At 69.0% G+C, this 14,747-nt stretch carries 12 protein-coding genes; 11 read left to right on the forward strand and 1 reads right to left on the reverse strand.

The window, feature by feature from the left end; all coding sequences use genetic code 11:
* Positions 1–6: 6 nt before the first annotated feature.
* Positions 7–1,833: a dynamin family protein gene (locus tag AC5WS7_RS36695; RefSeq protein ID WP_495959248.1), complete on the forward strand. Its 1,827-nt coding sequence runs from the start codon at positions 7–9 to the stop codon at positions 1,831–1,833.
* 113 nt (positions 1,834–1,946) lie between these two features.
* Entirely contained in the window at positions 1,947–3,515 is a 1,569-nt protein-coding gene (locus AC5WS7_RS36700; protein ID WP_495959249.1) for a dynamin family protein, read from the forward strand.
* 468 nt (positions 3,516–3,983) lie between these two features.
* On the opposite strand, the gene AC5WS7_RS36705 is transcribed toward AC5WS7_RS36700, so the two are convergent.
* The gene (locus tag AC5WS7_RS36705; protein ID WP_495959250.1) at positions 3,984–5,132 is read right to left on the reverse strand and encodes a zinc-binding dehydrogenase; all 1,149 of its coding nucleotides are present in this window, start codon (positions 5,130–5,132) and stop codon (positions 3,984–3,986) included.
* Positions 5,133–5,602: 470 nt separating this feature from the next.
* Between AC5WS7_RS36705 and AC5WS7_RS36710 the strand changes: the two genes are divergently transcribed.
* The 9 genes from AC5WS7_RS36710 (at position 5,603) to AC5WS7_RS36750 (ending at position 14,730) form a co-directional block, all read left to right on the forward strand.
* Complete coding sequence (locus AC5WS7_RS36710) at positions 5,603–6,682, forward strand: DUF1707 SHOCT-like domain-containing protein (RefSeq protein WP_495959251.1); 1,080 nt, start codon at positions 5,603–5,605, stop codon at positions 6,680–6,682.
* 9 nt (positions 6,683–6,691) lie between these two features.
* The gene (locus AC5WS7_RS36715) at positions 6,692–7,519 is read left to right on the forward strand and encodes a DUF1707 SHOCT-like domain-containing protein (RefSeq protein WP_495959252.1); all 828 of its coding nucleotides are present in this window, start codon (positions 6,692–6,694) and stop codon (positions 7,517–7,519) included.
* Between the two features lie 117 nt (positions 7,520–7,636).
* Positions 7,637–8,518, forward strand: a complete 882-nt coding sequence (locus AC5WS7_RS36720; RefSeq protein WP_495959253.1) for a haloalkane dehalogenase — start codon at positions 7,637–7,639, stop codon at positions 8,516–8,518.
* A 91-nt stretch (positions 8,519–8,609) separates the two neighbouring features.
* Positions 8,610–9,488, forward strand: coding sequence for an RNA polymerase sigma factor (locus AC5WS7_RS36725; protein WP_495959254.1), 879 nt, complete (start codon positions 8,610–8,612; stop codon positions 9,486–9,488).
* A 68-nt stretch (positions 9,489–9,556) separates the two neighbouring features.
* Positions 9,557–10,201: an HhH-GDP family DNA glycosylase gene (locus AC5WS7_RS36730; RefSeq protein ID WP_495959255.1), complete on the forward strand. Its 645-nt coding sequence runs from the start codon at positions 9,557–9,559 to the stop codon at positions 10,199–10,201.
* A gap of 434 nt (positions 10,202–10,635) precedes the next feature.
* Positions 10,636–12,471, forward strand: a complete 1,836-nt coding sequence (dnaK, locus tag AC5WS7_RS36735; protein WP_495959256.1) for a molecular chaperone DnaK — start codon at positions 10,636–10,638, stop codon at positions 12,469–12,471.
* Positions 12,468–13,085: a nucleotide exchange factor GrpE gene (gene grpE, locus AC5WS7_RS36740; protein ID WP_495959257.1), complete on the forward strand. Its 618-nt coding sequence runs from the start codon at positions 12,468–12,470 to the stop codon at positions 13,083–13,085. Before dnaK ends, grpE begins: the two co-directional genes overlap by 4 nt.
* Positions 13,086–13,123: 38 nt before the next feature.
* A complete protein-coding gene (gene dnaJ, locus AC5WS7_RS36745; RefSeq protein ID WP_495959356.1) occupies positions 13,124–14,299 on the forward strand; it encodes a molecular chaperone DnaJ in 1,176 nt (391 codons plus the stop codon).
* Entirely contained in the window at positions 14,284–14,730 is a 447-nt protein-coding gene (locus tag AC5WS7_RS36750) for a heat shock protein transcriptional repressor HspR (RefSeq protein ID WP_495959258.1), read from the forward strand. The genes dnaJ and AC5WS7_RS36750 overlap by 16 nt, the downstream gene beginning before the upstream one ends.
* The last annotated feature ends 17 nt before the right edge of the window (positions 14,731–14,747 follow it).

Below are 14,747 nucleotides of genomic sequence, written 5' to 3' on the forward strand. Positions count from 1 at the left end.
GCGGAGATGGGAACTGTGGTGGTGGACGAATCGTCGTCCGGCGCAACGGCGATGGCATTGCCGACACTGCTGGCTGAGACGATCGCGGCCGCGCGGGCCGCGGATCGGGGTGACCTGGTCGGCCGGCTGGAGACGCTGGCCGAGCGGGTGCGCGATCCGCGGCGCCGAATCGTGGTGGCGGGCATGGGGAATCAGGGCAAGAGCCAGTTCGTCAACGCCCTGCTGAATCTCGAGATCAGTCCGGTGGGCGACGACGCCACCACCACGGTTCCGCTGGTGTTCGCCGACGGACCGCAGCCGCAGGCGGAGGTCGTTCTGGCCGGTCCGGACGGGAGAGCGCAGGAACAGCGCGTTCCGGTGCCGCTCGCGGAAATCCACGCTGTCACCCCGCATTCGCACGGCCGCGCGGCAAGGATCGAGGTTCGGACGCCGAATCCGCTGCTCGCCGAGGGCATCGTGCTGGTGGACACCCCTGCCGCCGGAGGACACGGAATCTCCGGCGCGGCAGCGGTTCTGGCGATGGTGCCCGCGGCCGATGCGGTGCTGGTCATCTCGGACGCGTCCACCGAACTCACCGAGCCCGAGGCCGATCTGCTGCGGCAGATCGCCGAACTGTGCCCGGCCACGGCCCTGCTGCTGAGCAAGACCGATCTGTATCCGCACTGGCGGCAGGTGCTCGACGCGGATCGGGAACATCTGCGGCGCAACGAGATCGAGGTGCCGATCCTCCCAGTGTCCGCGCTGTTGCGAACCCACGCCCTGCGGCTGCGGGACGAACAGCTCGGCCGCGAATCGGGTTTCGGCGAACTCTACGATTTCCTGCGCGAACAGGTCGTCGCGCGCGGACAGGAGGCGACCCGTCGCGCCGTCGCGCTCGACATCTCCTCCGCCGCGGAACATCTGGCACTCACCCTGGGCAGCGAACTGGTCGCGCTGAAGGATCCCGAACGCGGCGAACTGGCCGTGCGCGAACTGCGTACGGCCAGGGCCCAGGCCGAGGAACTGTACCGGCGCACCGCCTCCTGGCAGCAGACCCTGGGTGACGGCATCACCGATCTGACCGGCGATATCGATCACGACCTGCGCGATCGTCTCCGGAGTATCGGCCGCACCGCCGAGGACTGGATCGATGAGAACGATCCGGCGCGGCACTGGGACCGTATCGAGGAGTGGCTGACCGCCACGACCGATACCGCCATCGGCGACAACCTGCTGTGGACACATGCGCGGGCGGTCCAGCTGGCCGAGCGGGTCGGTGAGCACTTCCTCGAATTCGGCAGCGTGGAACTGCCCGCTCTGCGCCAGGGCTCGAGCCTCGCGGACACGGGATCGGGATCGGTGACGCTCGCCGATCTGGAACCCGATCTGGGACCGGTGCACAAACTCCTGGTCGGCATGCGCGGCTCCTACGGCGGTATGGTGATGATCGGCCTGGCCAGTACGGTCGCCGGGCTCGCGCTGATCAATCCGTTCTCACTGGGAGCGGGTGTGCTATTGGGCGGCAAGGCTTTTCGCGATGACAAGCGCGAACGCCTGACCCGCCGCCGGGGCGAGGCGAAGGTGGCCGTGCGCCGCTATCTCGACGATGTGAGTTTCGAGGCCGGTAAGCAGTCCCGCGACCGCCTGCACCGCATCCACCGCCTGCTGCGCGACCATTTCACCGGCATCGCCGATCGCAGCCTCCGCTCGATCAACGACTCACTCCAGGCCGCCCAGGACGCGGCCGGCATGGAGGACGCCCGCCGCGCCGCCCGCTGCACCGAACTGGAACAGCAACTGCGAACCGTCGCGCAACTGCGCCGGTACGCGGACGCGATGCTGCCGGTCGGGTGAGAGCCCGAGCCGCGGGCCGCCGGCCAGGTGGAACGCCGCGTCACCGGGCTGCCGATCGGGACGATCGGCCGGGGTCGCAGCGAATTCACAGCGGCCTTGGTTACTGTGACCGCGTGAACGACGAGGTCGGAGACGCGCGGCAGGGCATCGTGGCGGAGGCGAGGGCATTGCTCGCGGCCGCGCGACGGGAGTTCGCGGGGCAGCCGCGGCCGGCCGGGCTGCTCGAGGATTGTGCGCGGCGGCTGGACCAGCCGTTGCGGGTGGCGTTGGCGGGCCAGTTGAAGGCGGGCAAGTCGACGTTGCTCAATGCCCTGGTGGGACAGGACATCGCGCCGACCGACGCGACCGAGTGCACGCGCATGGTCACGTGGTACCGGCACGGTTCCCCGCCCCGGGTTAACGCGGTGTCGGCCGACGGCGCCCGTGCCGATGTCGTGGTGCGCCGCCTGCCGGGCGCGGACGGGCTGCCGGGTGCGCACGGCCTGACCTTCGACCTGTCCGCGCTGCGCTGGCCCGGCGGCGCGCGTCGCGAGGTCGACCATCTCGCGGTCGAGTGGCCCGCCGCGACGCTGGCACGCACGACGATCATCGACACGCCGGGCATCTCCTCGCTGTCGCGAGCGGTCTCGCGCCGCACCGAGCGGCTGCTCGCCGACGAGCCGGCCGACGACGCGCTGCCCGCCGCGGACGCCGTGGTCTATCTGCTGCGCCGCCTCGACGCCGCGGATATCGGTTTCCTGGAGCAGATCGGCACGGGTGAACACGGCCCGCTCGGCGTGATCGGCGTTGTCTCGCGCGCCGACGAGATCGGATCCGGCCGCATCGATGCCCTGCACTCCGCGCGCGACGTGGCGTCCCGATTCGCCGGTGAGCTGGAGCGAACGGGCTTGTGCCAGGAGGTCATTCCGGTCGCCGGGCTGCTCGCGTTCGCCGCGGCCACGCTGCGCCAGCGCGAATTCGACGCCTTCGAGGCATTGGCCGCCGTTCCGGTGGACGATCTCGGCCTCGCCCTGCTGTCCGCGGACCGATTCGCCCGCCCCGACCTGCCGCTACCCGTGGCGCCCGCGCTGCGTGCCCATCTGGCCGCACGATTCGGATTGTTCGGGATTCGGCTGGCGGTCACCCTGATTCGACTCGGGGTGCGCGACTCCTCCACTTTGGCAACGGAATTGACCGCGCGAAGTGGCCTGGACGAACTGCGCACCGTGCTGGACGTCCAATTCGCCCAGCGCGCAGACCAATTGAAGGCGCATTCGGCCCTCACCGGACTGGCTCGCGTGCTGACCGCCCACTCCGGCACGGCGGCCGATCAACTCCTGCCGCGCGTCCGCACGCTGCTCGCGGACGTCCACGGCTTCGCCGAACTGCGTCTCCTCGGCCACCTCCGTACCGACGAATTGCCTTTGTCCCCAGACGATCTCACCGAATTGCACCGCCTGATCGGCGGCACCGGCGTCGCCGCTCACCTTCGCCTCGGCCTCGGCCCGGACGCGACCGCCGCCCAACTGCGCGACCGAGCCCTGTCCGCTATCCGCAAATGGCGCGCCCGCGCCGCCCATCCCCTGTCGGACCAATTCACCGCCAACGCCTGCCGCACCGCGACCCGAAGCGCCGAGGGCCTCCTCGACCTGCTCCAGGACCCGCCCACCACTCCCTTCGCCCGAATCGCTCCACCCCGCTGAACCACCCGCCCTACCGGGCGTACCACTCGCACGCCCGCGAGCGCCGATCGGCGCGGTCGGCTGATGTCCGATTCGGTGTCGAGCGCGCAACTGGCTTGTGTCGAGCACTATTTCGTCGCGTCACCGGGCGATGCGTGCACCGCATACGTATCGCTACCCCGGTGAATCAGCGGCTCAACCGGGCCCGCAATTCGCAGGGCCCGCGAGCGCTGGTGGGCGTGGTCGGGGTGTGTCCGACCCGGGTTGGACGAGCAACTCGCGTGTGCTGAGCAGTGTTTCGTCGGTTCACCGGGCGATGCGCGCACCGGATACGCATCGCGCTACCCCAGTGAACTGCCAGCCCTACCGGGCGTACCGCTCGCGCGCCCGCGAGCGCCGATCGGCGCGGTCGGGTGCTGTGTCGGGCGCGCAACTCGCATGTGCCGAGCGTTGTTTCGTCTGGTCGGCGGGAGAACGTTCCGAACACGCTCACGAAGCGCTGGGGTCGATCAGGATCTTGGCGTGCTCGTCCGGGTGGGCGAGAGCGGCGAACGCGCCCTCGACGCCGTCCAGGCCGACGGTCCCGGTGATCAGGGGTGCGGGATCGACCTTGCCCTCGGCGATCATGTGCAGCGTGTCGCGGAATTCACCGGGGTCGTAGCCGAAGGCGAAGCGCAGGTCGAGTTCCTTGTTGATGGCCATGGCGGGGCGGAAGTGGTCGGTCTGCATGCAGACACCGACGACGACGATCCGCGAGCGCGGCGGTGCGGCCGTGACGATCTGCTCGATCATGCCCGGCACGCCGACGCATTCGAACACCACCGGACCGGCGGGGTCCAGGCCCAGGGTGTGCGACATCCGGAACAGGTACCACCAGGGCAGATTCGGGACGCGGCGCAATTTCTCCATGGCGTCGAAACCGAGGTTGAGGATATCGGTGACGCCCTCGATCCGGCCGGTGCGCGGACCCGCGGTCCAGGGCTGTTCGAGGGCGGGATCGACCACCGCGTCCGCTCCGCAGCGCGCGGCCAGCTCGCGGCGGCGCGGGGAGAAATCGCTCGCGACGACGGTTCGCACGCCCGCCGCCTTCAGCATCGAGATAACCGCGAGACCGATTGGGCCGCAACCGATCACGAATGCGGTCTGCTTCCTGCCGATGCGGCTGCGGCGCACCGCGTGCCAGGCCACTGCCATGGGTTCGGTGAGCGCGGCCAACTCGTCGGAGAGGCCGTCCGGCACCGGGAACGTCATCGATTCCTGCACCAGGACCTGTTCGGCATAACCGCCGGGCGCGGCCTCGGACAGTCCGGTCAGTTGCGGCTGCCGGCCGGTGCGCAGGATCGGCAGCGCGACCACCCGGGTGCCGGGCCGCCAGCGTTTGCGGCAGCCGCGCCCGTAATCGACTATCTCCCCGCAGAATTCGTGCCCGAGCACGACTCGCTGATCGGACCGCATGAACCCGTCGTATCCGGTGGCGACGGCCAGATCCGCGAGTTCGTCGCAGTGCACCCGCGCGTGCAGATCCGATCCGCAGATGCCGCATCGCCGCACCGCGATCAGCGCCTGGCCCGGACCGGGTTCGGGTGCGGGCACTTCGGCGACTTCGAGCTCGCCCTCGGAACAGACCACCGCCTTCATACCCGAACCGTACCGCGCGGTCACCGAGGGCGGCATCGACTTCGCCGCACCCGTCGGCACACTCGGGCGCTTGCAGCGGGTGGCCGGATGCCTCGGGACGCCGCCTCACCTCGAGCGATCGCGCGTCCCGGGGCGCCGTCCGGTGACCGGTGTCAGTCGGAATGCTGGGAGCCGCTCGATCCCGCTGCCTCGCCCGCGGGACGCCCGCCACCCTCGAGCGACGCCGCGTCCCGGGTTGCCGTCCGGTGACCGGCGCGCGGCCGGTGCGGGACCGGTGTTCGTCGGAATCCTCGGAGCCGCTCGATCCCGCTGCTTCGCCCGCGGGACGCCCGCCACCCTCGAGCGACGCCGCGTCCTGGGTTGCCGTCCGGTGACCGGCGCGCGGCCGGTGCGGGACCGGTGTTCGTCGGAATCCTCCGAGCCGGTCGAACCCGCCCCGGTGCAGGTCGTCGACGTTCTAACATCCAGGGGTGAGCTCGCGATCGTCCGATATACCGGAAACATCGAAGACGGCCGCCGAGAGTATGCGAGCTCGCGATATGGATCGGGTGCGCGCCCGCGGCCTGCTGGACGCCGCGTACGAGGAGGGCCAGCTCGGGGCCGCGGAATATCACGACCGCTCCGACCGCGCCGAGACCGCCGAGACGATCGGGCAGCTGCGCGGGCTGGTGGCGGATCTGCAGACCCCGGCGGGCGTGGCGGGCTGGTCCGAACCGCCGCCGCCGAATCCGGCGCACCGGATCGGCTGTTATCCGGGCCGCATCCGGGCCCGCGACGAGGATCGCGATCTGAGCTGCCGAGCCCTGGACGCGGCGCTGGCCGACGGGCAACTCTCGGCCGAGGAACATCGAACTCTCACCGAGCTGACCGCCGAGGCCAGGACCCTGGGCGATCTGGCCGGACTCACCGAAGATCTGCAGCAGCCCGCGCCCGCGCCGATCGATCTGCGGTCGCGGGCCCGGTCGCGGCCGGCCTGGCTCGCGGGTGCGGTGGCGGTCGTCGCCGTGGTCGCGGCGGTCGGCGGTTTCCAGCTTACCCATCGATCCGCACCGCCGCCCGCATCGGTTCCGGCGGCAAAGGCCGTGCAGCCGTTGGTGATCCAGACGCCCGACCTGACCACCATCGCCGGGTTCGAGTATTTCCGGCGCCTCTATCAGGCGAAATTCGGTGACGCTGTGGTCGACCACGCGAGTCTGTTCCCGGAGTTCGCCTCGATCGAGCGCACCACGGCCGCCGAGCCGAACCGGATGACCGCCTACGACTATCGAGGCGGATTCCTGGCCACCAGCGCGCCTACCTCCCGGCGCAAGGACATACCGGTTTTCGACCTGGCCACGGTGAACGCTGCCGCGCTGGGGGATCTGATCGGTCGCGCCGTCGCGATGACGAAGGTCCAGGGCGGCGGCGTCAGTCACATCATCATGGATATCGACAGCATCACCGAGGTGCCGACGATCGATATCTACGTCGGCAACAAGTTCAACGAGAGCGGATACCTCGAGGTCTCGCCCGCCGGGCAGCTCATCCGCGTGCATCCCTTCGGCGGTTAGGCGCAGCTGATGGAGAACTCCCGTTCCGCGTCGTCCGGGCGCACCGGATCGTCGGCTCGAACCGCGAACGGCGCACTGCGCGTGCGTGATTCGGATCGCGTGGATGCTTGCGCGGTGCTCGACGCCGCATCGGCCGACGGTCAGTTGACCGAGGCCGAGCATGCCGAACGCACCCGTTCGGCGATGCGGGCGCGCACCTTCGCCGAGTTGGACGCCGTCGTCGACGATCTGCAGATTCCGGCGAACCTGGTCGACACGCCGGTCGCCAGCCCGGCCCGGCGGCGGTCCTCCCGGCGCTGGATACCGGCGACCGCGGTGGTGGTGGCCGCCGCGCTGATCGGCATGTTCTGCGGCTGGGTCAGCAGCGACGGCGGACTCGGCGCGAGCCACAAGCCGCCGGATATGACGACCGCGGCGGGAGTCGAGGCGTTCATCGCCGCCTATCGCGACCACTTCGGCGATCTGCTCGCGGACGAGATCACCTTGCAGCCGGACAGCGCGTCGATCGAGCGCCCGGCCGCGCACGATCGCTCCAAGTCCGAAAGAGCCTCGTACCGAGGGACGTTCGACACCTGGACGACCAGCAGCCGGGATCCGGATCTGCAACCGATCGATCTCGGCAAGCTGGACGTCTCGAAACTGGCGGCACTGCTGGCCGGTGCGCCCCGGTCGGTCGGCGCTCCCGACTCGCGGATCAGCCACGTCAGCATCGATCGAACGACGCTCGGCCAGGAGAAGCAGCCCGCGGTCACCATCTACACCCAGGGGGCGCACGGCGGATATCTGATGGTCGATCTCACCGGCGAGCCGCTGTACATCGCCAAGGCTCGGCCGTGAACGGCCCGGCATCGCACCGGCTGCTCTGATGTGATGTACATCACTGATCCGGACTGTCACAGCGGTGCGAGGGACGTGTCCAACCCGGTGTAAGCACTTCTACCGGAAGGATCCGCGATGCCTGTCATCGACGTTCTCGACTCGTTCATGAACTACACCGACACCGGCGACGGCGCGCCGGTGGTTTTCCTGCACGGCAACCCCACGTCTTCGTACCTGTGGCGCAACGTGATTCCGCATGTCGGCGGTGCGGTGCGGGCGCTGGCTCCGGACCTGATCGGGATGGGAGAGTCGGGTAAGCCCGATATCGCATACCGGTTCGCCGACCACGCGCGCTATCTGGACGCCTGGTTCGACGCGCTGGGGCTGGACCAGGTCGTACTCGTCGGGCACGACTGGGGCGGGGCGCTGGCCATGGATCGCGCGGCGCGCCTTCCCGGACGAGTCCGCGGGATCGCCTTGGTCGAGACTTTCCTGCGCCCGCTGAGCTGGGCGGAGATGCCGGAGCAGGGTGCGGACCTGTTCCGCCGCTTCCGTTCGCCGGAGGGTGAGCGAATGGTCTTGCAGGAGAACATGTTCATCGAATTCAACCTGCCCTTCGGCGCGAAGAGCCTGACCCCGGCCGATCTGGACGTCTACCGCGCGCCCTACCCGACGCCCGAGTCCCGGCGACCGATGCTGGTGTGGCCCAGGGAGATTCCGTTCGACGGCGAGCCCGCGGACGTCGCCGCGGCGATGAACGACTACGGCCGTGCCATGGCCGAGACCCCGGGCATGCCGAAACTGCTGATGGCGGTCGAGAACGGCATCGGTATGGGCGGGAGCGACACAATCGATTGGGCCGCACGGACATTCGCCGATATCGAGACGGTCGGTATCGGCCCGGCGGGACATCACGCGCCCGAGGATCAACCCGAGGCGATCGGCAAGGCCGTCGCGCGATGGCTCCGCGAGCACCGCCTGTCCGAAGCCGTCGCGGTGGGGCAGGTCGCCGATTGAGCCGGTGCGTTCGCGAACGCACCGGATGTGATGCGAGGCCCCGGGGTCCGGCGTGCTTGCGTGACCGTTCGATCCGCCGAACCATGGTGACGTGGAGATCGTATCGACGGCAGCGCCGTTCACACCGGACCCCGGCGAGGCGGACCTGGTCGCGCGGGCCGTGACCGGGGATCGCGCCGCGCTGACCGAGGTGATCCGGCTGCTGCAGGACCCGCTGTACCGGTTGGCGCTGCGGATGACCGGGCGGCCGGCGGACGCCGAGGACGCCACCCAGGAGATCCTGCTGCGGGTCGTCGGCAATCTCGGCACCTGGCGCGCCGAGGCCAGGCTGCTGACCTGGTCGTATCGCATCGGAGTGAACTATCTGACGAATCTGCGCCGCCGCAGCCCGCAGGAGCGCGTGCAGCTCTCGCTGGACGAATTCGCCACCGGGCTGCGCGACGGCCTGGCCGAACAGGATTACCGCGGCCCGGAGGCGACCGTACTGACCCGCGAGGTCCGGCTGTCCTGCAGCCAGGGCATGTTGCAGTGCCTGAGCCGCGACGAACGCGTCGCCTTCGTGCTGCACGAGGTGTTCGAACTCGGCTCGGCCGAGGCGGCGTGGATTCTCGGCACCTCACCGGCCGCGTTCCGCAAGCGGGTCGAGCGCGCCCGCAAACGCCTGGGCGAGTTCCTGAACTCGACCTGCGGTGTGGTGAATCCGAAAGCGCCGTGCCGATGTGCCCGCCGGGTCGGCAAGGCCGTCGAACTCGGCCGGGTCGACCCGCGCCGACCGGCCCTGGCCGCCCACCCGGTCACCCCGGGTGGTCGCACCGCCGCGGAGGCCGAACAGCAGATGGTTCGCCTGCACGACGCCGCTGCCGTATTCCGCGCGCATCCGGACTACGCCGCGCCCGAGGCGCGCCGGGACGCGGTCGCGGCCCTGCTCGACTCGGGCCGCTTTCCGATGTTGGAGCGGCCGCACGACTGATCGCGCGGGTGACGGGTGAGCATCCGGGGACCGGGTATGCCGACCCGCGACAGGAAGGCAGGTGCGAGATGAGCCGAACGGATATCGTGCGCGAATTGCTGGATCGTGCGGGCACCAGCTATGCGCGCCAGGCCGGGATCACCCCGGCGGACAAGCCCGCTCCACTGTTCCAACTGCTGATGCTCGCGGAGTTGCTGAGCCATCCCATTTCCGCGGAGATCGCGCTGGGCGCCACCCGTGAGCTGATCTCCTCCGGTTACACCACCCCGCAGCACGTCGCCGATGCCGGCTGGCAGGACCTCGTCGACGCGCTCGGCCGCGGCCACTACAAGCGGTACGACGAATCCACCGCCACCCGCCTCAGCGCCAACGCCAGGCTGCTGCTCGAGCGATATCACGGCGATCTGCGCCGGCTGGCCCGGGAGGCCGACGGCGATCCGGCCCGGCTGGCCGAGCTGTTGCAGCAGTTCGAGGGCATCGGGCCGACCGGAGCCGACATCTTCCTGCGCGAGATCCAGGACGTCTGGACCTGGGTGCGGCCGCATTTCGACGACCGCGCCCGGCGGGGCGCCGAACGCCTGGGCCTGCCCGGTGATGCCGCGAGCCTGGATCGCCTGAGCCCCTCGGGCCACGACGCCGAATTCGCCGCCGCGCTGGTCCGGGTCACCCTGGACGACGATCTCGCCGACGAAGTTCTCGCCGCGGCCGGATAGCGCCGCTGTTGTCCCGGCCACACGATCGACGTCGCGCGGTCGTGCGGCCGGGCTCCGCGCTGTCCGGGTCCGTCCGCCGGTCCGGGTCGCCGAACCGGAGGTCCGGGGCCGCCCGCTGGCGCGAGCGTCGGGACAACCGCGCTGAGCAGGCGGTTCCGGTGAATCGGCCGGTACGGAAAAAATCTCGAGCGGCCGGGAATGCATGCGACGGGCCGTTGGTTGACCTGATCGACGCAAAGTTGAGCGTGCAGGACTCAAGTTCTCGGTTGACTCGGACCCCGAGTGGATGCAGGATTGAGTCGACCACGCTCAGTGTTGCTGAGGACCGTGCTCCAGGCGGTGTCGGGGTGAGGTCCGGTGGTTGCCGCCAGGCAGCCGCGGCAGGCGTCTGCCCTGCATCGCCACATACAGGTACGTCATATAGGAGGAACACAATGGCTCGTGCGGTCGGTATCGACCTCGGGACCACGAACTCTGTCGTCGCCGTTCTCGAAGGCGGCGAACCGGTCGTCGTCGCCAACTCGGAGGGATCGCGGACCACTCCGTCGATCGTCGCGTTCGCGAAGAACGGTGAGGTGCTGGTCGGCCAGCCTGCGAAGAACCAGGCCGTCACCAACGTCGATCGCACCATCCGCTCGGTCAAGCGCCACATCGGCACCGACTGGACCGTGGACATCGACAGCAAGAAGTACACCCCGCAGGAGATCAGCGCCCGCGTGCTGATGAAGCTCAAGCGCGACGCGGAGGCCTACCTCGGTGAGGAGATCACCGACGCGGTCATCACCGTCCCGGCGTACTTCGAGGACGCCCAGCGTCAGGCCACCAAGGAGGCCGGTCAGATCGCCGGCCTGAACGTGCTGCGCATCGTCAACGAGCCCACCGCGGCCGCGCTGGCGTACGGTCTGGACAAGGGTGACAAGGAACAGACCATCCTGGTCTTCGACCTCGGTGGCGGCACCTTCGACGTCTCGCTGCTGGAGATCGGCGAGGGCGTCGTCGAGGTCCGCGCCACGTCCGGCGACAACCACCTCGGTGGTGACGACTGGGACGAGCGCGTCGTGCAGTGGCTGGTCGACAAGTTCAAGTCCAGCAACAGCATCGACCTGACCAAGGACAAGATGGCGATGCAGCGGCTGCGTGAGGCCGCGGAGAAGGCCAAGATCGAGCTGAGCTCCTCGCAGAGCACCTCGATCAACCTGCCCTACATCACCGTCGACGCGGACAAGAACCCGCTGTTCCTGGACGAGCAGCTGACCCGTTCGGAGTTCCAGAAGATCACCTCCGATCTGCTGGACCGCACCCGTCAGCCGTTCCAGTCCGTGATCAAGGATGCCGGGATCTCGGTCAAGGACATCGATCACGTCGTGCTGGTCGGTGGCTCGACCCGTATGCCCGCGGTCTCCGAGCTGGTCAAGGAACTGACCGGCGGCAAGGAGCCCAACAAGGGCGTGAACCCGGACGAGGTCGTCGCCGTCGGCGCCGCCCTGCAGGCCGGTGTGCTCAAGGGTGAGGTCAAGGACGTCCTGCTGCTCGATGTGACCCCGCTGTCGCTGGGCATCGAGACCAAGGGCGGCGTGATGACCAAGCTCATCGAGCGCAACACCACGATCCCGACCAAGCGGTCGGAGACCTTCACCACCGCGGACGACAACCAGCCCTCGGTGCAGATCCAGGTCTTCCAGGGTGAGCGCGAGATCGCCTCGCACAACAAGCTGCTCGGCTCCTTCGAGCTGACCGGCATCCCGCCGGCCCCGCGCGGCGTGCCGCAGATCGAGGTCACCTTCGACATCGACGCGAACGGCATCGTCCACGTGACCGCGAAGGACAAGGGCACCGGCAAGGAGAACACGATCAAGATCCAGGACGGCTCCGGCCTGTCCAAGGAGGAGATCGACCGGATGGTCAAGGACGCCGAGGCGCACGCGGCCGAGGACAAGGCGCGTCGCGAGGAGGCCGAGACCCGCAACCAGGCCGAATCCCTGGTGCACCAGACCGAGAAGTTCATCAAGGACAACGAGGACAAGGTGCCCGCGGATGTCAAGGGCAAGGTCGAGTCGGCCATCGCCGACGCGAACGAGGCGCTCAAGGGCACCGACATCGCGGCCATCAAGACCGCGGTGGAGAAGCTTGCCACCGAGTCGCAGGCCCTGGGTCAGGCGATCTACGAGGCGTCGGCCGCCGATGCCTCGGCATCGGGTGACGGTGCTGCTCCCGGCTCCGATGACACGGTCGTCGACGCGGAGGTCGTGGAAGAGCCGGAGAAGAAGTGACGGAGAACAATTCGGAATCCGAACCGGTCACGATCGTGGACAACCGCAAGGTCGATCCGGTCACTGGTGAGGTTCGCCAGGCCGCGGCGTCGCAGGACGCCGCGGCCGAGGGTGGGCCGGAACCCGCGGCCGGCGCCGACGCGCAGGCCGACCCGGTGCATGCCGAATTGGCCGAGCGCACAGCCGATCTGCAGCGTCTGACCGCCGAGTACGCCAACTACCGGCGGCGCACCGAACGCGACCGCAAGGCCGCGATCGATACCGCCAAGGCGTCGGTGGTCACCGAACTGCTCGGCGTGCTGGACGATCTGGATCGTGCCCGCGCACACGGCGACCTGGAGTCCGGGCCGCTGAAGTCCGTGGCGGACAAGCTTTCCGAGGCGCTGCAGAAGCAGGGACTCGAGCAGTTCGGCGCGGAGGGCGAGGCGTTCGACCCGACGTTGCACGAGGCCGTGCAGCACGAGGGCGAGGGCCACGATCCGGTGATCGGTGTCGTCATGCGCAAGGGGTATCGCTTCGGTGACCGGGTGCTGCGGCACGCGCTTGTCGGAGTGACCGACGGGGTAACAGATCTGGTGACAGGAAACGCTGGCACCGATGACGACGACCATTGAGAAACGCACATTCGAGCTGATCAGAAAGGAGGAGATGCCTGGTGAATCGTGAGTGGCTCGAGAAGGACTTCTACAAGGAGCTGGGTATTTCCTCCGGCGCCACCCAGGACGAGATCAAGAAGGCCTATCGCAAACTGGCCCGGGACCTGCATCCGGACAAGAATCCGGGTGATACCAAGGCCGAGGAGCGGTTCAAGGCCGTCAGCGAGGCGCATGCCGTGCTGTCCGATCCGGAGAAGCGCGCGGAGTACGACGAGGCCCGGCGGCTGTTCGCCAACGGCGGTTTCGGTCGCGGCGGCTTCTCACCCGGTGGTGGTTACGGACAGGGCGGATTCAACGAATTCAACCTGGGCGACATCTTCGGCGGCGCGGCGGGTTCCGCGGACGGCGGTCTGGGTGACATCCTCGGCGGCCTGTTCAACCGCGGACCCGGCGGCGCGACGCGCACCTCGACGCGGCCGCGGCGCGGCAGCGATGTGGAGACCGAGACGAATCTCGGCTTCCGTGAGGCCGCGCAGGGTGTCACCGTTCCGCTGCGGATGACCAGTCCGTCGCCGTGTACCACGTGTCACGGCAGCGGCGCGAAGCCCGGCACGAGTCCGCGAGTCTGCCCGCACTGCAACGGAACCGGCGTGATCAGCCGGAACCAGGGCGCGTTCGGATTCAGCGAACCGTGCGACGACTGCCGCGGCACGGGTTCGATCATCGACAATCCGTGCGTGGACTGCCGCGGTACCGGCATCCAGAACCGGACCCGCACCATCACGGTGCGGATTCCGCCTGGTGTGCGGGACGGTCAGCGAATTCGCTTGGCCGGTCAGGGCGAGGCGGGTCTGCGCGGTGCTCCCGCGGGCGATCTGTTCGTGACCGTGCACGTCAGCAACGACAAGGTCTTCGGCCGCAACGGCGACGACCTGACCCTGGTGCTGCCGGTCAGCTACAGCGAATTGGTATTGGGCACAACGGTGTCCGTGCCCACGCTGGACGGGCGCGTCGGAGTGAAGGTGCCCGCGGGCACCGCCGACGGCCGTACCCTGAGAGTGCGTGGGCGCGGTGTGCCCAAGCGCTCCGGCGGTGCGGGCGATCTGCTGGTGACGGTCAAGGTCGCGGTTCCGCCGAAGCTGGACGACGAGGCCTCCGAGGCGCTGCGGCGCTACGCGGAGGCGGAGAAGGCCGGTGGGTTCGACCCGCGAGCTGGATGGGCAGGTGCGTAAGTATGACGTCCGGTCAGGCAGGGGCTCCGTCCCCACAACCACCCGGTAGCGGCCGTGGTGGAGCAACCGCCGAGTACTTCGTGATCTCGGTTGCCGCCCAGCTGGCCGGTATGCACGCGCAGACGCTGCGCACCTACGACCGGCTGGGTCTGGTCACCCCCCATCGCACCTCGGGCGGTGGCCGGCGCTACTCGAACCGGGATGTGGAACTGCTCCGCGAGGTGCAGCGCCTCTCCCAGGACGAGGGCGTCAACCTGGCGGGCATCAAACGCATCATCGAGCTCACCAACCAGGTCGAGGCGTTACAGCAGCGCGTCGGCGAACTCACCGAAGAGGTGGAACGCCTGCGCTCGGGTTACCGCCCCGATCTGAGTCCGCCGCAACGCAGTACCGCCCTGGTGGTCTGGCAGCCGCGCAACAAGCGGCGTTAGACCGCGAAATACGAACA

The sequence above is a fragment of the Nocardia sp. PLKS1-43 genome (genome assembly GCF_059510335.1).

Excerpts from the sequence above, each read along its gene's own strand:
- dnaK (WP_495959256.1), top strand. The coding sequence starts at position 10,636 with ATGGCTCGTGCGGTCGGTATCGACCTCGGGACCACGAACTCTGTCGTC.
- AC5WS7_RS36730 (WP_495959255.1), top strand. The coding sequence starts at position 9,557 with ATGAGCCGAACGGATATCGTGCGCGAATTGCTGGATCGTGCGGGCACC.
- AC5WS7_RS36705 (WP_495959250.1), bottom strand. The coding sequence starts at position 5,132 with ATGAAGGCGGTGGTCTGTTCCGAGGGCGAGCTCGAAGTCGCCGAAGTG.
- AC5WS7_RS36695 (WP_495959248.1), top strand. The coding sequence starts at position 7 with ATGGGAACTGTGGTGGTGGACGAATCGTCGTCCGGCGCAACGGCGATG.
- AC5WS7_RS36750 (WP_495959258.1), top strand. The coding sequence starts at position 14,284 with ATGGGCAGGTGCGTAAGTATGACGTCCGGTCAGGCAGGGGCTCCGTCC.
- AC5WS7_RS36715 (WP_495959252.1), top strand. The coding sequence starts at position 6,692 with ATGGAGAACTCCCGTTCCGCGTCGTCCGGGCGCACCGGATCGTCGGCT.
- AC5WS7_RS36720 (WP_495959253.1), top strand. The coding sequence starts at position 7,637 with ATGCCTGTCATCGACGTTCTCGACTCGTTCATGAACTACACCGACACC.